At 42.0% G+C, this 20,814-nt stretch carries 20 protein-coding genes and 1 tRNA gene; 7 read left to right on the forward strand and 14 right to left on the reverse strand.

Annotated elements, in window-relative coordinates:
• Positions 1-102: 102 nt before the first annotated feature.
• The 9 genes from RTS10_RS08430 to RTS10_RS08470 form a co-directional block, all read right to left on the reverse strand.
• Positions 103-519, reverse strand: coding sequence for a F0F1 ATP synthase subunit epsilon (locus tag RTS10_RS08430; protein WP_065253551.1), 417 nt, complete (start codon positions 517-519; stop codon positions 103-105).
• An 81-nt stretch (positions 520-600) separates the two neighbouring features.
• Positions 601-2,001, reverse strand: a complete 1,401-nt coding sequence (gene atpD, locus RTS10_RS08435) for a F0F1 ATP synthase subunit beta (RefSeq protein ID WP_007115825.1) — start codon at positions 1,999-2,001, stop codon at positions 601-603.
• 25 nt (positions 2,002-2,026) lie between these two features.
• Complete coding sequence (gene atpG, locus RTS10_RS08440; protein ID WP_060995383.1) at positions 2,027-2,905, reverse strand: F0F1 ATP synthase subunit gamma; 879 nt, start codon at positions 2,903-2,905, stop codon at positions 2,027-2,029.
• 141 nt (positions 2,906-3,046) lie between these two features.
• Entirely contained in the window at positions 3,047-4,591 is a 1,545-nt protein-coding gene (atpA, locus tag RTS10_RS08445) for a F0F1 ATP synthase subunit alpha (RefSeq protein ID WP_312539957.1), read from the reverse strand.
• A 47-nt stretch (positions 4,592-4,638) separates the two neighbouring features.
• Positions 4,639-5,241 (reverse strand): F0F1 ATP synthase subunit delta, encoded by a 603-nt coding sequence (locus tag RTS10_RS08450; RefSeq protein ID WP_076775457.1) that lies wholly within the window; start codon positions 5,239-5,241, stop codon positions 4,639-4,641.
• Positions 5,242-5,266: 25 nt separating this feature from the next.
• A complete protein-coding gene (locus tag RTS10_RS08455) occupies positions 5,267-5,737 on the reverse strand; it encodes a F0F1 ATP synthase subunit B (protein ID WP_036594652.1) in 471 nt (156 codons plus the stop codon).
• Positions 5,738-5,816: 79 nt separating this feature from the next.
• Positions 5,817-6,059 (reverse strand): F0F1 ATP synthase subunit C, encoded by a 243-nt coding sequence (atpE, locus tag RTS10_RS08460; RefSeq protein WP_007115820.1) that lies wholly within the window; start codon positions 6,057-6,059, stop codon positions 5,817-5,819.
• Between the two features lie 27 nt (positions 6,060-6,086).
• Complete coding sequence (gene atpB / locus RTS10_RS08465; RefSeq protein ID WP_007115819.1) at positions 6,087-6,962, reverse strand: F0F1 ATP synthase subunit A; 876 nt, start codon at positions 6,960-6,962, stop codon at positions 6,087-6,089.
• Positions 6,963-7,429: 467 nt separating this feature from the next.
• Entirely contained in the window at positions 7,430-7,831 is a 402-nt protein-coding gene (locus RTS10_RS08470; protein ID WP_060995384.1) for an ATP synthase subunit I, read from the reverse strand.
• A 352-nt stretch (positions 7,832-8,183) separates the two neighbouring features.
• On the opposite strand from RTS10_RS08470, the gene RTS10_RS08475 reads away from it, so the two are divergent.
• The 4 genes from RTS10_RS08475 (at position 8,184) to gluQRS (ending at position 11,263) form a co-directional block, all read left to right on the forward strand.
• Entirely contained in the window at positions 8,184-8,636 is a 453-nt protein-coding gene (locus tag RTS10_RS08475) for a Fur family transcriptional regulator (protein ID WP_309593632.1), read from the forward strand.
• Positions 8,637-8,817: 181 nt separating this feature from the next.
• A complete protein-coding gene (locus tag RTS10_RS08480) occupies positions 8,818-9,645 on the forward strand; it encodes a metallophosphoesterase (RefSeq protein WP_007115816.1) in 828 nt (275 codons plus the stop codon).
• 225 nt (positions 9,646-9,870) lie between these two features.
• Positions 9,871-10,308, forward strand: coding sequence for an RNA polymerase-binding protein DksA (dksA, locus tag RTS10_RS08485; protein ID WP_007115815.1), 438 nt, complete (start codon positions 9,871-9,873; stop codon positions 10,306-10,308).
• Entirely contained in the window at positions 10,301-11,263 is a 963-nt protein-coding gene (gene gluQRS, locus RTS10_RS08490; RefSeq protein WP_312539958.1) for a tRNA glutamyl-Q(34) synthetase GluQRS, read from the forward strand. The genes dksA and gluQRS overlap by 8 nt, the downstream gene beginning before the upstream one ends.
• Here gluQRS and ftsW read toward each other — a convergent pair.
• Positions 11,260-12,468 carry a putative lipid II flippase FtsW gene (gene ftsW, locus RTS10_RS08495; protein ID WP_312539959.1) on the reverse strand — a complete coding sequence of 403 codons (1,209 nt, stop codon included), beginning with the start codon at positions 12,466-12,468 and terminating at the stop codon, positions 11,260-11,262. The two genes, gluQRS and ftsW, sit on opposite strands and share 4 nt — an antisense overlap.
• A 37-nt stretch (positions 12,469-12,505) precedes the next feature.
• Entirely contained in the window at positions 12,506-13,891 is a 1,386-nt protein-coding gene (murD, locus tag RTS10_RS08500) for a UDP-N-acetylmuramoyl-L-alanine--D-glutamate ligase (RefSeq protein ID WP_312539962.1), read from the reverse strand.
• 726 nt (positions 13,892-14,617) lie between these two features.
• Here murD and RTS10_RS08505 point away from each other — a divergent pair.
• Positions 14,618-14,956 (forward strand): P-II family nitrogen regulator, encoded by a 339-nt coding sequence (locus RTS10_RS08505; protein WP_007115809.1) that lies wholly within the window; start codon positions 14,618-14,620, stop codon positions 14,954-14,956.
• Positions 14,957-15,078: 122 nt separating this feature from the next.
• Positions 15,079-16,404: an ammonium transporter gene (locus tag RTS10_RS08510; RefSeq protein WP_076775469.1), complete on the forward strand. Its 1,326-nt coding sequence runs from the start codon at positions 15,079-15,081 to the stop codon at positions 16,402-16,404.
• 144 nt (positions 16,405-16,548) lie between these two features.
• On the opposite strand, the gene RTS10_RS08515 is transcribed toward RTS10_RS08510, so the two are convergent.
• Both RTS10_RS08515 and RTS10_RS08520 read right to left on the reverse strand, forming a co-directional pair.
• The gene (locus RTS10_RS08515; RefSeq protein ID WP_188875943.1) at positions 16,549-16,923 is read right to left on the reverse strand and encodes a DUF2147 domain-containing protein; all 375 of its coding nucleotides are present in this window, start codon (positions 16,921-16,923) and stop codon (positions 16,549-16,551) included.
• A gap of 257 nt (positions 16,924-17,180) precedes the next feature.
• Positions 17,181-18,116: a DNA/RNA non-specific endonuclease gene (locus RTS10_RS08520; protein WP_312524243.1), complete on the reverse strand. Its 936-nt coding sequence runs from the start codon at positions 18,114-18,116 to the stop codon at positions 17,181-17,183.
• Positions 18,117-18,242: 126 nt separating this feature from the next.
• Between RTS10_RS08520 and RTS10_RS08525 the strand changes: the two genes are divergently transcribed.
• A tRNA-Ser gene (locus tag RTS10_RS08525) sits at positions 18,243-18,333 on the forward strand.
• 57 nt (positions 18,334-18,390) lie between these two features.
• On the opposite strand, the gene RTS10_RS08530 is transcribed toward RTS10_RS08525, so the two are convergent.
• A complete protein-coding gene (locus RTS10_RS08530) occupies positions 18,391-20,484 on the reverse strand; it encodes a catalase (RefSeq protein ID WP_312524245.1) in 2,094 nt (697 codons plus the stop codon).
• Between the last annotated feature and the right edge of the window lie 330 nt (positions 20,485-20,814).

Genomic DNA, 20,814 nt, shown 5'->3' on the forward strand with positions numbered 1-20,814 from the left:
TTTGTTTAAAAGGTAGTTAGCAAATTTTTAAGCACTCTTTTTTAAGCACCCATAAAAAAACAGTGGTCATAGCCACTGTCTTTAAACACATCCCTACCAAAATTAGGCACGGTTTTTGAATTTTTGTAAGGTTTGCAATTGTGCCAAAGATTCTGCCAATGCTGCCAAAGCCGCAGAAGTATCGATATCGGCTTTTTGATTTTGCAAGGTTTGTTCTGCATGACGACGTGCTTCCAAAATCTTGGCTTCATCTAAGTCATTTGCACGTACTGCCGTATCTGCCAATACCGTCACTAAATGCGGTTGTACTTCTAAAACACCACCTGACACATACACCATTTCATCATTACCATTGCTGGTTTTGATCTGCATAGTACCTGGTTTTAATAGCGTAATAAAAGGAATATGTCCTGGCAAAATACCGACTTCACCTTCTACACCAGTAGCAATTAACATGCTAATCTCACCAGAGTAGATAGTTTCTTTCGCACTGACGACATTACATTGTAAAGTTGCCACAGTTCTCTCCTATGGTATCGCAAAATTAGGTTGATAAAACCCTGTTAATATAGTTTAAATTAACAGGGTTTGATTGAGAAATTAGCCGCGTAGTTTTTCTGCTGCAGCAACCACTTCTTCAATACCACCTTTCATGTAGAATGCTTGTTCTGGCAAGTCATCATACTCACCATTCAAGATTGCTTTAAAACTTTGAATGGTTTCACGGATTGGTACGTATTTACCTGGTGAGCCGGTGAATACCTCTGCAACGTGGAAAGGTTGTGACAAGAAACGTTGGATTTTACGTGCACGGTACACCACTAATTTATCATCTTCTGATAATTCGTCCATACCCAAAATCGCAATAATGTCTTTCAACTCTTTAAAGCGTTGTAATACTTCTTGAACGCCACGAGCAACAGCATAGTGCTCTTCACCAATGACCAGTGGGTCTAACTGACGTGACGTTGAGTCTAGTGGGTCAACCGCTGGGTAAATACCTTGTGAGGCAATATCACGGCTCAATACAACTGTTGCGTCTAAGTGAGCAAAGGTTGTCGCGGGTGATGGGTCAGTCAAGTCATCCGCAGGAACGTATACCGCTTGAACCGAGGTGATAGAACCTGATTGGGTTGAAGTAATACGTTCTTGTAATACACCCATCTCTTCTGCAAGCGTTGGCTGATACCCTACCGCAGATGGCATACGACCTAATAATGCTGATACTTCAGTACCCGCTAGCGTGTAACGATAAATATTGTCAACGAACAATAATACGTCACGACCTTTACCGTTTTCATCTTTTTCGTCACGGAAGTATTCTGCCATGGTCAAACCTGTCAAGGCAACACGTAAACGGTTTCCTGGTGGCTCATTCATCTGACCATACACCATTGCCACTTTATCAAGTACGTTTGAGTCTTTCATCTCGTGGTAGAAGTCATTACCTTCACGGGTACGCTCACCTACACCAGCAAATACCGATAAACCTGAGTGTGCTTTTGCGATGTTGTTGATAAGTTCCATCATGTTAACGGTTTTACCAACACCCGCACCACCGAACAGACCGACTTTACCACCTTTAGCAAATGGGCATAGTAAGTCAATTACTTTAATACCCGTTTCTAAAAGCTCAGTAGAATTCGATTGTTCATCATAGCTTGGCGCTTCACGGTGAATCGCCCAAGTGTTGCTATGCTCTACCGGACCTGCTTCGTCGATTGGGCGTCCTAAAACATCCATGATACGACCTAGGGTGCCTTTACCCACAGGTACAGAGATTGGTGCGCCAGTATTACTAACTGGTAGACCACGTTTTAGACCTTCAGTAGAACCCATGGCGATAGTACGTACGATACCATCACCCAATTGTTGTTGTACTTCTAATGTAGTTTCTGTGCCTTCAACTTTTAAGGCATCATAAATTCTTGGTACGCTTTGACGGTCAAATTCAACGTCAATAACCGCGCCAATAATCTGTACAATACGACCGCTACTCATTACGCTCTCCTTGAATGTAGGTCAATTATGAAACAGCAGCAGCACCGCCAACGATTTCCGAAATTTCTCGGGTAATCGCCGCTTGACGCAGCTTGTTGTAAACCAATTGTAATTCGTTAATTAAGTTACCTGCGTTATCCGTTGCTGCTTTCATAGCAACCATACGTGCAGACTGTTCAGAAGCAATATTTTCTACCACGCCTTGATAGACGATTGATTCAACATAACGTCCCATTAAACCATCAAGCAGCTCTTTGGTAGTTGGCTCATAGATATAGTCCCAGCTGTGTTCACGATTTGCCATCGTTTCATCAACCAAAGACTCAGCCGCAATCGGTACTAAGCGTTGCACACTAGGATTTTGGGTCATGGCATTAACGAATTCGTTATATACCAGGTAAATCTCATCAATTTCGCCACGATTATACGCATCAAGCATTACTTGAACTGGCACACTAAGTTGCTCAAAGCTTGGGTTATCACCATAGTGAGTTTCCGCAGCAATCACCGTACCACCGAATGTTTTAAAGAAGCTCACGCCTTTTTGACCAATCACCGCAAAACGCGTTTCAACCGCTTGGCTCTTTTGTTGTTTAACGTGCTGCATCAATTTTTTGAATAAGTTGATATTCAAACCACCTGCAAGACCACGGTCAGAACTGACTACAATATAGCCAACACGATTAACCGGACGAGGTACTAGGTAAGGATGTTTGTAGTCTGGTGAAGCTTTAACTAGATGAGAAACCACTCGACGCATGCTATCAGCATAAGGACGACCTAGTTGCATACGTTCTTGGGCACGTCGCATCTTACTCGCTGCAACCATTTGCATGGCGCGAGTAATTTTCTGGGTACTTTTAATACTAGCAACTTTTGCTCGAATTTCTTTTAAACTTGCCATAAATAATCCATACAGCCATGTTTAGTTTCAGTCCACGCCCATTGATGTAACATGGACGAAATTTGGAAAAATGAACAAAGTAATCATAACCCCTTTGTTCATTTGTTCTATGACAATGCAGTTCTAAAATTTCACTGAATCTTAGAATGAATGATTTTGCTTATAGTTTTCAATCGCTGATTTGAATTGGTTTGCGATATCATCATTATAGTTGGCAGTGTTATCAATGTCTGCCATAAAATCACCATGTTGGTCACGTAGGTAACGTAACAAACCTGCTTCAAATGCACCCACTTTGTTCACTGGGACATCAGCTAGATAACCTTCGTTAGAAGCATAAATTACCGCAGCTTGTTCAGCGATGCTCATTGGTGCGTATTGATTTTGTTTCATCAATTCAGTCACACGTTGACCATGGTCAAGCTGTTTACGGGTCGCGTCATCTAAGTCAGAAGCAAACTGTGCAAAAGCTGCCAATTCACGATACTGTGCCAATGCGGTACGGATACCACCTGACAATTTTTTGATGATTTTAGTCTGCGCTGCACCACCCACACGAGAAACTGAAATACCCGCATTCACCGCTGGACGGATACCTGAGTTAAACAAGCTTGACTCTAGGAATATCTGACCGTCCGTGATTGAAATCACGTTGGTTGGTACGAATGCTGATACGTCACCTGCTTGGGTTTCAATAATTGGCAAGGCAGTTAGTGAACCTGTTTTACCTGTTACCGCACCGTTGGTGAATTTTTCTACATACTCAGCGCTTACACGTGAAGCGCGCTCTAATAGACGTGAGTGAAGGTAGAATACGTCACCTGGGTAAGCTTCACGTCCTGGTGGACGACGTAAAAGCAATGAAATTTGACGATAGGCTACGGCTTGTTTTGATAAATCATCATAAATGATAAGCGCATCTTCACCGCGGTCACGGAAGTATTCACCCATAGTACAACCAGAGTATGGCGCGATGTACTGCAGTGCTGCTGGTTCAGAAGCAGATGCAACCACAACCGTTGTATAAGCTAATGCGCCCGTTTCTTCTAGTTTACGTACCACGTTTGCGATTGTTGAACGTTTTTGACCAACGGCTACGTATACACATTTAATGCCCGAGTGTTTTTGCGCGATGATCGCATCGATTGCCATGGCTGTTTTACCAGTTTGGCGGTCACCAATGATAAGCTCACGTTGACCACGTCCGATTGGAATCATGGTATCAACAGCTTTATAACCTGTCATTACTGGCTCATCAACTGATTGACGGTCGATAACGCCTGGGGCGATTTTTTCAACTTTATCCGTTAATTTGGCGTTAATTGGGCCTTTACCATCGATAGGATTACCCAGTGCATCTACCACACGACCTAAAAGCTCGGGTCCAACTGGTACTTCTAAAATACGACTAGTACAGTAAGCTTTTTGTCCTTCTTGGAGATTCAAGTATTCACCTAGAACAACCGCGCCGACTGAGTCTTGTTCAAGGTTTAGCGCCATACCATATACGCCACCTTCAAACTCAATCATTTCGCCGTACATGGCATCTTCAAGACCATGAATCTGTACGATACCGTCAGATACCATGACAATAGTGCCTTCGTTCTTTGCTGTGGCACCCGCAGTCAGGTCTTGAATTCGCTGCTTAATCAGATTACTGATTTCCGCTGGATTCAATTGTTGCATTGCACTGTTCCTTAATTTTTACTGACTAGAATCAATTTTGTTGAAATTTATGCCGTCAGCTGTGTTTTTAACTGTTTTAATTTGCCACGTACAGAGTCATCGATTACTTTGTCACCGACCTTAATCGTCACACCTGCAATTAGGGCAGGGTCTACATTGACATGTAGTACGACCTTCGCGCCTAGGGAGGTAGCAAGTCGGTGTTCAATGAGTTGCTCTTGCACTTGCGTTAATGGATATGCCGACGTGACATATGCATGAACTTCTTTTGCATCAGCGGCTTTTAATAAACCAAAACGCTCATTGATACTGGGTAATAATGCCAAACGATCTTGCTCTGCAAGTTGCGTCAAAAAATTAACAAAAGCATTGGAATCTGCTTGTGCCCCACCCTCAATAGCGGTGCTTAAAGTTTTAAACACGGTATTGCTATCTTCAGGTGAACTTTGGTTATAAAGGTCTTTTAAAGTAGCGACTTTAGCTTGTGCAGCAACTGCTGGATTATTGATATAATCGGCAAATGCTTTATCACTAACGATGGCATTCATCACGTTTAAGTAATCTTGCCACTCATTGACAGCGTGATGCTCTTTAGCATAATCAAATGCTGCTTTTGCATAGGGTCTTGCTAAGGTTGATAAATCAGCCATCATATCCTCACTGTACGGTTGCTACTTATAACTTGGCTGCCAATTGGTTTAACATATTGGCATGAGTTTCTGGATTGACCTTTTCTTGTAAGATTTTTTCGGCACCGAGTACGGCAAGTTCTGCAACCTGCGCGCGTAAACCTTCACGGGCTTTATTAATTTCTTGATCAATTGCTTCACGCGCTTGTTGACGAATACGTTCGCCTTCCACTTGTGCTTGCACTCTGGCATCTTCAATCATTTGATTGGCGCTTTTGTTCGCTTGGTCAATGAGTGAAGCGGCTTTTGCTTTTGCTGCGATAAGCTCTTGCTCTGCAGCTTGTGATGCAGTTGCTAAGTCTGCTTTGGCTTTTTCGGCAGCATTTAGGCCATCTGCGATTTTACGTTGGCGATCCGAAATAGCAGCAACCAAAGGCGGCCACACAAACTTCATGCAAAACATCACGAAGATGGCGAATGCAATCGATTGTCCAATTAGGGTTGCATTGATATTCACTTAGAATCCCTCGTTAATTAAGTTTCTTCAATCCTTGTCCACATAAGATGATGTGGACATTGTACTGATAGTGTACCTATTAACCTGCTAAAGGATTTGCGAATAACAATAACATTGCAATACCAACACCGATCATCGGTACGGCGTCAAGAAGACCTGCCACGATGAACATACGAGTTTGCAATTGTGAACCTAGTTCTGGTTGACGAGCGACGCCCTCTAAGAATTTGCCACCTAAGATTGCAAAGCCAATACCTGTGCCTAGTGCACCTAAACCGATTAGCAAAGCAACGGCAAGAACGGTCATACCTTCTAGAGTCATTGATGTATCCTCATTACTGTTTTGAAATTAATGTTCAGTTTGTGATGCAAGGCTAAGATAGACAATGGTTAGCATCATGAAAACGAACGCTTGCAAAGTGATTACTAAAATGTGGAAGATTGCCCACGGTACTGATAACACCCATTGAATCCAAAATGGCATAAGGGCGATTAACACAAAAATTAATTCACCTGCATACATGTTACCAAAAAGTCGTAAGCCAAGTGAGATAGGTTTTGCGATTAGAGTTACAAACTCTAGGATAAAGTTCACTGGAATCAATAAGATTTTAGCGATTGGGTTTTTTGCGCTAAATGGATGAAGGGTTAATTCACCAATAAAACCGCCAAAACCTTTTTCTTTAATACTATAAAAAATGATCAGTGCAAATACTGAGAACGACATACCAAGCGTCACATTTGGGTCAGTACTTGGTACGACTTTCATGTAAACATGGTGTGGGTTATGTCCTAGCAGACCACCAATTTTTTGTGCAATGACAGGCAAATAATCAACTGGCAGAAGATCCATGAAGTTCATCAAGAAAATCCACACAAAAATTGTCAGTGCTAATGGCGCAATAACCTTTGATGTGCCATGATAAGTATCACGAACGTTACTATCAACAAACTCCACAATCATTTCAATAAAAGCTTGCATTTTGCCGGGTACACCCGAGGTCGCTCTTTTTGCCACCATATAAAAAATGGCACAAAAAAGAACCCCTAAACCAATCGACCACAGCATTGAGTCTAAATGAATCGCATTGAAACCCATTTCAGAAGCTTGCTGTTTGGTTTCGGCAACTATCCAACCTTCTGTTGGGTGATTACCGAAAGTCCAGTTTGTCAAGTGGTGATTGATATACTCATTTGAAGTAATTTCTGCGTTTGCTTCTGCCATAATCTTAACTTCTTTTTTATATTGAGCCGATAATAGAGGGAGTTAGCGTCAGATATTTTGTCTAATCACAAAAATTTGTAACTTAACACTATAATCGTATCTAACTGAGCTGATGATACTCAATGAGAAGTGCAAACATGACGTCAAAGGCACATCGAGGCGTTTAAGCAATCTGCTTAACTAAGGTGATGAACCGTGAATAAACGGATTGTTTATCAACGTAATAATATAGGCTATCGACCTACTGTGTTTTGCTTGACTCAAATAAGTGGGTCATCAGTAAAACATATATGCAATTGCTTGAAAACTAATTCTTTTTAGCCAATTAGCGCTGAGCAATCGCACCTTTAAAAAATTTTCACTATATTAATTCAACTGTTACCTTTTTGTAAAGGATTAAATGGATTTATTTGTGATTTAGTTTAGGTTATTTCTGTTATTACCAAATAATTGTAAATAGCCTTTTTTTACCAAGGATTTCGGTAAGTGATAATGAGGTAACTCATTTGCAAAATTAAGTACCCCGCGAATACCGCAATGGCGTTTAGCGGTTTTAACAGCAAAAAAATCAGTGCAAACCCAACAATGGTCAACAGCCACTTTGCCATATGCGCTTGATAAAAACGATGAACAATTTGACGACGCTGCTGATAGCCCGATTTGCTCAAGGAAATTTTAGCAAAGATGATTTGGCTCACCCACCCTAGCACACTACCGGCTAGCAAATTTTTACTCACCGCATACTGGCTATTGCCTTGCCAAACATCCCATACAATCCCGATGGCAACCAGCCCAAGTATCAGCCATGACTGCTTGTTGATGGATTGTTGGATAGACTGTGGGTCAAATGGCTTGGCAGGTTTTGACATAGCAAAATAAGGGCTAGGTGATTATGGGCAGGAATGATGAAAGTAGTATAGCAGAATCTTGATTAAAAATTTGGCTAAAGGTTGTTTTATCTACGCTGACGTTAATCGTCAGTCATTATGAATAGTGTGTTATTAGACTTGTTATATTGTCGGGTAGTTTTATAGCCGAACTGCTAATTTCTCAGACAAATTATGCGGTTTTCATGCTAAAGTAATTTGATAGTTATTGATGATTTTATGTGATATGACCCAACGTTCTATTCAATCAGCTAGAAATTCTATTCAATCAGCCCATAGTCAATCAACCAATAGTTACGACGTAAATTGTCGCCACCTATCTATGTCTATGTGTATGCCACAAATGACCGCCGAGCAGATTGAAGCACAGATTGCTCAGATAAAACAAGATTGCCAAGCGCAAGGTTTACGTTTTACTGCACTGCGAGAGCAAGTGTATCGTTTGATTTTACTTGCCGCCCAACCCATTGGGGCGTATGAATTATTGGATTTGCTGCAATCAGCGAGCGAAAAAGTCGTCGCACCGCCAACTGTATATCGTAGTTTGGATTTTTTGCTCAGGCATGGCTTGGTTCATCAATTAAATTCCAGTAAGGCATTTTTTGCTTGCTCTCAGCCTACCGATCGCCATGTTGCCGCTTTTTTGGTCTGTCGATGCTGTGGCGAGGTACAAGAGTTTAGCCGCCCATCTATCCAGACCATGCTAACTGAGGTTGAGCAATCGACCAATTTTGCCACTCAGTCAAGTATTATTGAGCTTTCAGGTGTTTGTCAGCGCTGCCAATAGTCACCTTTTTTTATCGAATGCTTAGAAGGAGACTCTGCCAACAATTATTTTGCTATTGTGTTTGTCAATTATGAGCATTTGTGATATAAAACATGCCTTATTTGATTGACTTAAGTCAATTAACCGTTGTTTGATAAAGTTGTACTGCCACGATTACCGTCATTATTCTAAGGATAACTGAGTGACGTTACTGCCAAGTTCGATATCACAACACCATGCTGATTATTTTTCAATTATTGAATTAAGTGATCTGCATCTCTTTGATGACCCAAATAAGTTAATGAATGGCGTTAATACCGCAGACACATTTGAGTCGGTATTATCCTTAGTTCGACAACAGCGCGATGATGTTGATTTATTGGTACTGACGGGGGATTTATGCCATGAACCCACCCCACAAAATTATGACCGTTTATTTGCAACCTTAGACGACGTCAACATTCCGTTTATAGCCATCCCAGGCAATCATGATGTGACCCTAGAGCTTGATAATCATCTACCTTTTGCCCAGCGCCGTCATTTGCCAGTCAAATCAGATTCTCGCCTGCAAAACTGCTATAGTATTGCCACCGATTATTGGGACTTACTGTTATTAGACTCCTCTTGTGAGGGACACAGTCATGGCAAAATTGACGAGCAGTCATTGCTGTGGCTGGCGCAACAGTTAGCGAACGCCAATCGTCCTTGTGCAATTTTTTGTCATCATCCGATGGTATTAATCGATTCAACATGGCTTGATGAGTACACCCTAATCAATGCGGACCGTTTTTGGGAAGTGGTAATGCCGTATCTAGACCGCATTAAAGCTATATTTGTCGGTCATATTCACCAAGAAATGCATAAGATTACTTATGGGATATCTGTGTTTGGCTGCCCATCAACTAGCCTACAGTTTAAACCCTTGTGTAAAGATTATACCATTGACGAAATTGCGCCTGGTTTACGTTGGATAAATTTATATAACAATGGGTTACTTGCAACTGGTATCAAAAGAACAGATACTATCTGACTAATTTTTCATGGTTGTTGAACTTATGTTCATAAACTTAATGTCGTGAAAGTTTGGTTAGCTTGTTTATTAAGGTTTTAGCGTTTATTTTAGTTTGATTTCATATACTGGCGAATTACAGTGTTTAAAGCGTTAATAACGCGATGTCATTGGCTTAAGTGCTGAACTCGTAATGAAATTGTAAACTTAAAATTGTATCACTATCGGTTTTTAAAGGAATTAGCTATGGCATCTGCCCAAAATGAACGTGAATTAAGCTTTACCCCATATCAGCCAGCGGCTGAAGAAGAATATATGAATGACGCACAGCTTGCGCATTTTAGAAAAATTTTATTAGATTGGAAAGAGCAGTTAATTAGCGAAGCTGAATCGACCAAATCTTATATTCAAGATGAATCAACAGCGATGCCTGATATTAATGACCGCGCCACCCAAGAAGAAGAGTTTGCGTTGGCACTGCGCACGCGTGACCGTGAGCGTAAACTGATTCGCAAGATTGATAAATCGATTGCTGAAATTGACAGTGGCGACTACGGTTTTTGTGAGACTTGTGGTGTAGAAATTGGTGTGCGTCGTTTAGAAGCTCGTCCAACCGCGACCCAATGTATCGACTGCAAAACCTTATCAGAGATTAAAGAAAAACAAGCATGGGGTCATGCTTAATTTATCAACATCTCCTGTTATTGGTCGCTTTGCTCCCTCTCCGACGGGAGCTTTGCATTTGGGGTCACTGGTGACTGCGATTGCCAGTTACTGTATCGCTAAGCAAGCGCAAGGCAAGTGGCTAGTACGCATTGAAGATACTGATACTGAGCGCTGTCATCCAACATTTAGCGATTTGATTTTAGCAGATTTGGATCGATTAGGCTTGCACTGGGATGGTAACGTTCGCTACCAGTCGCAACACCTAGACACATATCACGCGTTATTGGATGAGCAACTAAAAGCAGTAAGTTATGGCTGTGATTGCAGTCGTAAATCCCTGCAAACTTATCAACTCGCGCATCCCAACACCCAATACCCTTATCCTAGATTCTGTGTCCATAAGCGGCTATCACGCGATCATGCCATTCGCTTAGTGATGCCAGATAACCCAATGCTTTTTTTCGATCAGCTGCAAGGGGTGATTTCAGGCAATCCGCAACGAGAACAGGGTGATATTGTGGTCAGAAGGCGGCGCATTGAACCGTCTTTTTCAAAGGTTCAAACAGCCAGCAAAGGCATGATTAATTATATGCTTGCGGTAGTAATTGATGACGCGCAACAGAGTGTCAATCAAATCGTGCGAGGTCTGGATATATTACCATTGACGATACCGCAAATGGTCATCGCGGATTATTTAAAATTTCCCCCTAACCAACACTACTATCACTTACCCATTTTGGTGAATGCACAAGGGCAAAAGCTGTCTAAACAAACGCTTGCAGAGCCGATTCAATTCTACCCCGCACCCCAACTTATTAAGACCGCACTGCAATTATTACAACAGCCACCGGTTGATATGGATAAACCAACCACCATGCTCGAGCAGGCGGTTTGCCAATGGAATCATACGCCGCTGCAAGGCAAACAGCGTATAAAAGTTGATAGCTTACAAAATCTTTTGGCAACCTGTTAATAATAACGACATTGATTGGCAGGAATCGTTGGGCTTTCTTTGATAATTCGCATCAACAATCCGACGATAATGAGATTGACCACCATAGAAGAACCCCCATAGCTAAAAAATGGCATGGTCAACCCTTTGGTAGGTAGCATCCCCATGGTCATGCCGGCATTAACAAAAATTTGCCCAAAGAACAAAATACCCACCCCAAACGCAAAATAGCTTAAGCGTGTTTGGTGCCGTGCTAGCGCTTGGTAGCTAATGCGCATAACCGTGGTGACCAAAATAATTTGTAACACCAGTAAAAACGACACACCCACTAAGCCTAACTCTTCGCCGGTAATCGCTAGTAAAAAATCGGTATGCGCCTCCGGTAAATGGGAGAGTTTTTGGATACTTTCCCCATAGCCGACACCAAACCATTCACCGCGGGCAAAGGCTACAATACTGCGACCTAGCTGATAGTCACTATTTTTTAAGTCATCAAACGGATCTAAAAACGAGGTTACCCGCTTTAGTCGGTAACTTGCCCCCATAATCGCCATGGTGCCTGCCAAAAACATGGCACCCATGATGATAAAAAACTGGCGCATGGGTAAGCCACCGACAAAAATCATCGCCGCAATACAGGTCGCAATAATCACCACCGAGCCAAAGTCAGGCTGCAACATGATAAATAAGATCAGCCCCATGGCTATCAGTGTTAGCCGCAAAAAGCCTTTCCAATGGTTGCGAATCTCTTCTGATCGGCGCACCAGATAATCTGAGGTGTACAAAATCATCAACAATTTTGCCAATTCAGAGGGCTGAAAGTTGATACCACCCAATTCAATCCAGCGTTTGCTGCCGTTAATCACTGACCCACCGATTAGGGTATAAATAATCAGCAAAAGACAAGCCAGTAGCGCATACATAATAAAATCTAAGCGAAACGTCTTGCGAAGCGGGATAAAATACACCAGTAAACCAAGAACTGCACCGATTCCCATGTACGCCAGTTGGTGATAGAAAAAGTAAAAATCACCCAGTTTTTTGGTTTGTGCAAAAGGTATTGACGCGGACGCCACCATCAACAGACTAAATACCATAATGGTTGCCACCGTGGTCAATAGCACCGAATTAATGGGCGGAATCCACTGGCGGCTTCTCTTAGTAGAAACACTGTTAGCTGAGAGGGATGAAGAAAGTGAAGAAGTAGTTGAATGGGGCGCGGGCATAACACAACCTAAATATTAAAAATACACTAGCGAATGATTATTGGGGTTTGACTAAGCGTTGAAAAACTTGTCCACGTTCCACATAGCCACTAAACTGATCAAAACTTGCACAAGCGGGTGATAGCAATAATACGCCTAAAGCGGGGAATGTTGGCTGGTCTTGCCAAGCTTGACTGACCGCTTGTTCCAGGGTTTGGCATTTGGTTAATACAATCCCTGCAGGATTGTGAGCATCTAAACCCGCTGATGCCAAATCAGCCGCGATTTTATCGGCATCTTCTCCAATAAAGTACACCACTTGCGCATAATCCATCAAGGGTTTTGCCAGTTCAGCAAAGTTTTGACCTTTACCTTGCCCGCCCAAAATCACTGCAAGTTTTTTGCCTTTGGGCGCATATACTTTACCTAGCCCCAAAATTGCCGCGATGGTCGAGCCAATGTTAGTGCCTTTAGAGTCGTCAAAACAATCAAGCTGATGGGTAGTTGTGATAAATTCACAGCGATGTGGCAGCCCGACAAAGTTTTTTAATGTTGTCAACATACTCTCTAACGGCAGACCCGCCAACTCGCCAATTGCTAAGGCTGACAGCGCATTCACCAAATTATGTTCACCTTTGATCGGCACGTCTTTTTCATTGAGCAACCGCTCACGACCCCGGGCTAACCAGATTTCACCATCGCTATCTTTTATCAATCCGTACTGATTCATATCCGGTGCGTTACTACCAAAGGTAAGGGTGGGCATATCATCGGCTACCAACGGGCGACTAAGCAAGTCCTCGCGGTTGACCACAATGGATTGCACGCCTTGGAAGATTCGGTGTTTGGCTTGGTGATAGCCAAGCATATTGCCATGGCGATCTAGATGGTCAGGCGACATGTTAAGCACAGTGGCTACTTTAGCGGCCAAATTGGTGGTGGTCTGTAGTTGAAAACTGGATAACTCAAGCACCGCCATCTGTATGGGCTCAAGTAACAAATCAAGCGCGGGCGTTCCCAAGTTACCACCGACACCGACTTTAACCCCCGCATTTTTGACCATCTCGCCAACCAGTGTGGTGACAGTGCTTTTGGCATTAGAGCCGGTAATTGCAATAATCGGAATATGTCGCTGTTTAGCTACCTCATGGAACAATTGAATATCACTGACAATCGCGATTTTTCTCGCACGTGCGCCATCAAACACCGGCAAATAAGGGTCGATACCAGGACTGATGATAATTCGATCTGCCACTGACAACAGCTCGCCATCTAATGCGCCAAACTTGGTCACTATATTGGTTGGCAAATGCTCGGCAAGTTTGGGCAGACCGGCATCGGTGACAGCTACGGGGTAGCCAAGCGCGTGTAAATAGTTGACTGCCGACAAGCCTGATTTGCCAAGTCCAACCACCACTTGTAAGCCATTGCCACGTTGAATCATGCTTGATGCTGATGGCATGCTTTGGTTGGTTGAAGCAGGTGAAACGGGTGATTGGGTGGCAGAGAGTTGGCTCACGAGAATTCCTTGTAACACTTAAACTTGTAACACTTAAATAAAGGTACCGCTAACTAAGGCAATAACCATACTTGCCGCATAAGCTAAAAAACGTTTTCTATCATACCATTTTATGACAAAAAGTTTTGCGATTAAATGTGAGTTTTCATGTTTTGTAGTGGCAGCAATAAAAGACGGTTTAAATGCTATGATTTTTGTGATGCGGATATACTTTTATCTATATTACCCAACAAATTCAACGATTTTAGGAAGTATAATGCACTTTTTTAGTGCAATATTTTTGTTTTTATCGCTAATTATTAAAATAATTCTAAAATTTATCTACAAAATCGTTAATGGCACCCAAATAACCTTTTTGGTGCAATAGCTGATTTAAATTAGAGGAATTTTTATTTTTTCGCTATAATAAAATTACGCTTTCTGTGTGATGGTCGCATTGAAACTATAAAAAAGTTTTTGCTTTATTTTCAATAGGTTATATTTTTTACCCCCTTAAAAATAGGACATTTTTGAAAGTTGGCATAGCTTTTGAATTATCGAAACTACCATTTTCAACTCGCTATACGAATGCTGTTTAGGGTAACCGCTATTAAGCCACTACAGCAGCTAGTAACTAACCCAACCATAAGCGGCACTTAAAAGGAAATTATTATGAAATTAATTACGGCTATCTTAAAACCGTTCAAGCTAGACGATGTGCGTGAGTCACTCTCTGAGATTGGCGTTCAAGGTATCACAGTTACCGAAGTAAAAGGTTTTGGTCGTCAAAAAGGTCATACTGAATTGTACCGCGGCGCTGAGTATGTGGTTGATTTCCTGCCCAAAGTTAAGTTAGAAATTGCAGTGACTGACGAAATGGTTGATGCAGCGATTGAAGCTATCACTCGCGTGGCTAGCACGGGCAAAATCGGTGATGGCAAAATCTTTGTATCACCATTAGAACAAGTGATTCGTATCCGTACGGGTGAAACGGGCGCTAATGCTATCTAACACTATCATGACTGTCGTTGCCGCAGCGCTTGTTAAACTTTAAAGTTGACCATCCTTTAAACATTAACGAAGACCTATCAAGCAGCTTAACGACTATCTCAAATAATTTTAAGGGGGTTACGATGAATGCCGTCATTACAAGGGCAGCTTTTGCCAAATTTTCACAGCCACTAGTATCTACCAAATCAATTTTATCGTTATTGTTGTTATCTCCATTGGTGGCTCATGCTGCTGACACGCCTACGCTAAATGCGGGCGACACGGCTTGGGTATTAATTTCTACTGCATTAGTACTCCTAATGACTATTCCAGGGTTGGCATTGTTTTACTCAGGTATGGTGCGCAAAAAGAATATTTTAGGGACGATGGCACACAGCTATGGTGCCACGGCGTTAGTATCTATCATTTGGATTGTGTTGGGTTATTCGCTGGCGTTTGGTAGTAGCGATTTTAATCAATTTATTGGCGGTTTTGATAATGCCCTGTTATCTAATATTGGGTTAGGTGATTTAACCGGTACCGTACCCACCCTGTTATTTGTCACTTTTCAAATGACCTTTGCCATTATCACTGTGGCAATCTTAGCAGGCTCGATTGCTGAACGTATTAAATTTAGTAGCTTCATGGTGTTTACTGCCCTTTGGGTATTATTGGTGTATGCACCGATTTGTCACTGGGTTTGGGGCGGCGGCTGGTTGATGGCAGATGGTGCGCTAGACTTTGCAGGCGGTACGGTCGTGCACATTAATGCAGGTGTAGCAGGTATTGTGTTGGCGGCTGTTTTAGGTAAACGTAATGGCTATAACCGTGATCCAATGGCACCTTCAAACTTGGCTTTAACCTTAATTGGTACGGGTTTGATTTGGGTAGGTTGGTTTGGCTTTAATGGCGGGAGTGCGTTGGCGGCAAATGCGTTGGCAGGTAATGCCCTACTCGTCACGCAAGTAGCGGCAGCGGCAGGGGCATTGACTTGGTTTGCCATCGAAAAATTAGTCCGTGGTAAAGCCTCTGTATTGGGCGGTGCATCAGGCGCAGTGGCGGGTTTAGTCGGTATCACCCCAGCGGCAGGTTTTGTGACGGTAGCAGGCGCATTAGCGATTGGTATCATCACCTCATTGGTTTGCTTTTATGCAGTCAACTATCTCAAACGTCTGTTAAAAATCGATGATAGCTTGGATGCGTTTGGATTGCATGGCGTTGGTGGCATCGTCGGTGCCATATTGACAGGTGTCTTTGTGAGTCCTGCTATCACTGGCAAACCACTGGCTTTATCGACTATGGGTCAAGTGTGGGTGCAATTAGAAGGCGTGTTCGCGGTTATCATCTACTGCGCGATTGTGACTTTCATTATTGCCAAAGTGATTCAATTAACCATGGGCTTACGTGTCACTGATGAAGATGAATACACCGGTCTTGACTTAGCCGTACATGGCGAACGTATCGAATAGACAAAGAATGATAAACATAGGCTGATTCAATCAGCCTATTTTTTTATATAAGCATACTAAAAGACTCTACAAAACTTGCGATTGGACAAATAAAAAAGCTAGATATTAATATCTAGCTTTTTTGGGCTTTCAAATCATGGGCGATTATTTAATTTTTTTCCAAGTTTGGCTGCCTTTGACTGGAACAGATAAAGTTAAGGTTGAACCGCTTAATGAAATATCTGCACCTAATCCAAGACCCCAACGTGGGTCTTTTGCTTTACCTGCATATTTGCCATTACCTTTCGCTTTCACGTTTGTTAACACAGTTTTACCAACAAAAGATTTTGCTTTTTCAGTATTGCCCGCAACGATTTTACCGGTGAAAGTAGCACCTGTTTGTGAGATTTGAACTTGGGCTTTTGGTTGATTGTCTTCATAAGTTTGCCAAGTACCCACAATTGGATCGGCAGCCATAGCAGCAACACTTAAAGTAGAAAGAGCAACACCAACGCTGATTGATTTAAGAGAAATTTTCATAACAGTTCCTTCTGTAGCGCACTGCAAAAAAGTAAGGGAAGTGAGATGCAGTGCCATTGACAATCATTATAGCCAAAATGGTTTTGAGGTAAAGATATTTTTTAATACGCAAAAGTTGCTAATAGTTTTCTACATCCTTACAGGGTAAAATTATCCATTTTTTTAATTCTAAGTTATTGATTATAAAATAGTTATTTTTTTAAAAAATCCTTAAGGGGTAAATTGACCAATCAGTCATTTTGGTATATTTATCACTTTTAGGACTTAAATAGACTCATTATCCATTCAAAAATGGTCAAGACTAAATTAACTAAGACTAATAAAATTTGCTGGTTATCGGGCTCTGATTTTGGCGTGTTTTTGTTTTTTGTAGCTGGTGAATAGTCATCGATAGGCAGCGTCATTGCCGTTTTTTGTACCTTTCCTGACAAGCCTGGCATGGCATCTACACCTATTCTTACCGCCAATTCATCCAGACTAATGACTTCCACTCGCTGACTATCATCATTAGGGACAAAATAAACCCCTGCTTGTTGTAGACTTGGAATATAAATCGCTTTGTACAGATGACTGGGTACTAATATATTGTTATTAATTTTCTTAACCCGATTACTGATAAAAGCCACCCCTGTCACCACATAGATACGATTGTGTTTGATCGCTAGGTAACGGGTACGGGACTCAATGTCTCGCCAAGTGCTACGATTATTGACAGGATTTTGCGGTACAATGTTGGCAAGGCTAAAGCTGTCATATTGTGATTCAAGCGTACTCATATCTGCATTCGGCGCTAGATGCCCACGATCATAAGGTACGTTACGATAATCAGCTAAATAGCCTTTAACCCGATTAGGCAGCTGACTTTCCTCGTGAAAATTATTAACCCTAGATAACTCGCTCGCTTTTTCAATACGCGCTCGTGTCAAATACTCCGCTGACCATAAAGCGGTTTTACTCAGTGACGAATACCCCACAGCAAAGCCATTTAGACATAGATAATAAATCTCAATTGGTTGATTCGAGAGTGGCTGGGGACTTTGTTGGTTAGCATAGGTATTGCCGCATTGATTGAGATGCTGTTTGCGATAATCTAAAGAGCGGCTAGAATGTGCCCATAAGGGCAATAAGGATAAAGCTATCACTACTAGCATCTGTGACAGTGATTTGTGGGAAAAACGCTGATGACAACTCATACGCTCTAACTTACCAACTCTAGCCATCGATGAAAATTGATTAATTATACATGACATTTGGCATTATTTTGGGTAAAATAGGCGTCCGTTTTGCGATTACCTATATTTTGGAATTGCAACTCGATTGGAAACGTGGCTGAGTGGTCGAAAGCGCACGCCTGGAAAGTGTGTATACGTTAATAGCGTATCGAGGGTTCGAATCCCTCCGTTTCCGCCAAATAAATAAAAAGCTAGCTTATTATTAAGCTAGCTTTTTTGTTGCGGGGTTGATGAGTTATGCTAAATCACGCACATTAGGCTCACGATCCCATTCACGCGATTTGGCCTTCTCAATAAAGGTATCTATTTCCTTTAAAGCCACCACACTGGCATCTTTCTCAATGTGCTGAGGAATTAGAATAAATTCATCCGTCGCACCGCAATAAGCAATCGCTTTTAGATGGGCGTGCGCGTCTTTAAACCACGCAATCGCTTCACTCACTTTGGCTAATTTTTTCGCTTGCTCTGGCATAATGATACTAACGATTGCATCAAACAAGACAGAAGGAGAACCCGCCAATTGACCGTCAGCAGCAATGGTTTCACCATTGTTTAACGTAATACTAATTTTTGGCGCTACTATAAAGGGTGTTGCCTTGGCTGCGGTAATCGCCGCTTTATATTTTTCAAGCATTTCTGCATTTGAATCATCTGCGACTAAAATAGCAACTTTACGACCTTCAAGCGTTGGTTTAGCTTTGCCAATCAACTGTAAAGCTGGCGATAATGGCAAATCTTGCACCGGAACAGCCGGCTCAATCGGTTTCGGCACTGGTTTCATCCCTAACCCATCGGCCACGCGTTTACCCAATGTTTCATCAACCGTTAACAACTGCGCAACCATGCGTTCACGGATATAGGGTGTCTCAACTTTTGAAAGCTCAAACACAATCGCTGAAGCAATGTGCGCCTGCTCAATGGGGGTTTGACTACGATAGAACATACGTGGTTGACTATAAAAGTCTGCGAAGCTTTCTGCACGGATACGACCTTTAACGGTATCATTGCCTTGGCTTAAATCCTCAGCAAATGATTTAAAGCCTACTGCGGGATTTTCACGTGGTTTTTCTGGTTCCAAACTTTGTGGTTCATAAGCAACGCGCCCTTTCGGAATTTGCATCTGCATATGACCATCACGCTGCATATTATGGAATGGGCATTTTGGTGCATTAATTGGCAACTGCGCAAAATTTGGTGAACCTAAACGCGACAGCTGGGTATCAAGATAACTAAATAAACGACCTTGTAGTAAGGGGTCATTACTAAAGTCGATACCGGGTACGATGTTTGCTGGACAGAAAGCCACTTGCTCTGTCTCAGCAAAGAAGTTATCGGGATAACGGTTTAATACCATCTTACCAACTACTTTGAGTGGTACCAATTCTTCTGGAATAAGTTTAGTAGCATCTAGATGGTCAAAAGCGAATTCATCCGCTTTTTCTTGGGTGAACAACTGAACAGCAAAATCCCAAATAACCTCATCACCTTGTTGTAATGCTTCAAATAAGTCACGACGATGATAATCAGGGTCAGCACCTGCCACTTTCACCGCTTCATCCCAAACATGCGATTGCAGTTCAAGACGTGGACGCCAGTGAAAACGTACAAACGTGCTTTCACCTTGGGCATTAATAAAGCGATAACTATGAATACCGAAGCCTTCAATCGTACGCAAGCTGCGTGGAATGCCGCGATCGCTCATTGCCCACAAGTAATTGTGCAATGTTTCTGGGCTCAATGAAATAAAATCATAAAAAGTATCATGCGCTGAGGCAGCTTGTGGAAAACCACGATCCGGTTCCATCTTGACAGCATGCACTAAATCTGGGAATTTAATAGCATCTTGAATAAAGAATACTGGGGTATTATTACCTACTAAATCCCAGTTTCCCTCTTTAGTATAAATTTTGACGGCAAAACCGCGAATATCACGCGGTGTATCAACCGACCCTGCACCACCCGCTACCGTCGAAAAACGGGTAAATAAAGGTGTTTGCTCACCTACTTCAGTAAGCACTTTAGCAGTAGTATATTGTTCTAATGACTCAGTTAACTCGAAATAACCATGCGCTGCACTGCCTCGCGCATGCACAATACGCTCTGGAATACGTTCATGGTCAAAATGGGTAATTTTCTCGCGTAAAATAAAATCTTCTAGCAATGCAGGGCCTCGACGACCCGCTTTTAGCGAATTCTGATTGTCTGCAATAACAATCCCTTGCTGCGTGGTTAAATTAGTTGAGTTATCATCAGCTTGTTGATGAGTTTCGCCTGCATTTCCTTGCTGAGTATTAATATTTGGCTCTGGCTTAACGGGCTTTTGTGTCATTTTTTTATCCTAAAATTTTAAGTATATTTGTAATTTCTTAGCAAATATCAAATGTTTACCTAAGGTTGGAAAAGGATCGACATTGATATAATCAGTATATAGAATTCAAAAATTTACAGTGTGAAAATGCGTAAAGCTATGTAGCAAATAAGATATTAACGCAAGATAACTAAAGATAACTAAAAATAATTAAAATAACATGATAACCAAATATAAAAAATCTTGATAGACTACAAAGCAACCCCCCCTTACTGATGTAAGGGGGTGTTTTTGGGATAGGGAGCTGACGATGACCTACTCTCACATGGGCGAACCACACTACCATTGGCG

Source organism: Moraxella sp. CTOTU47616 (assembly GCF_032017465.1).
Lineage (GTDB): Bacteria > Pseudomonadota > Gammaproteobacteria > Pseudomonadales > Moraxellaceae > Faucicola > Faucicola tetraodonis.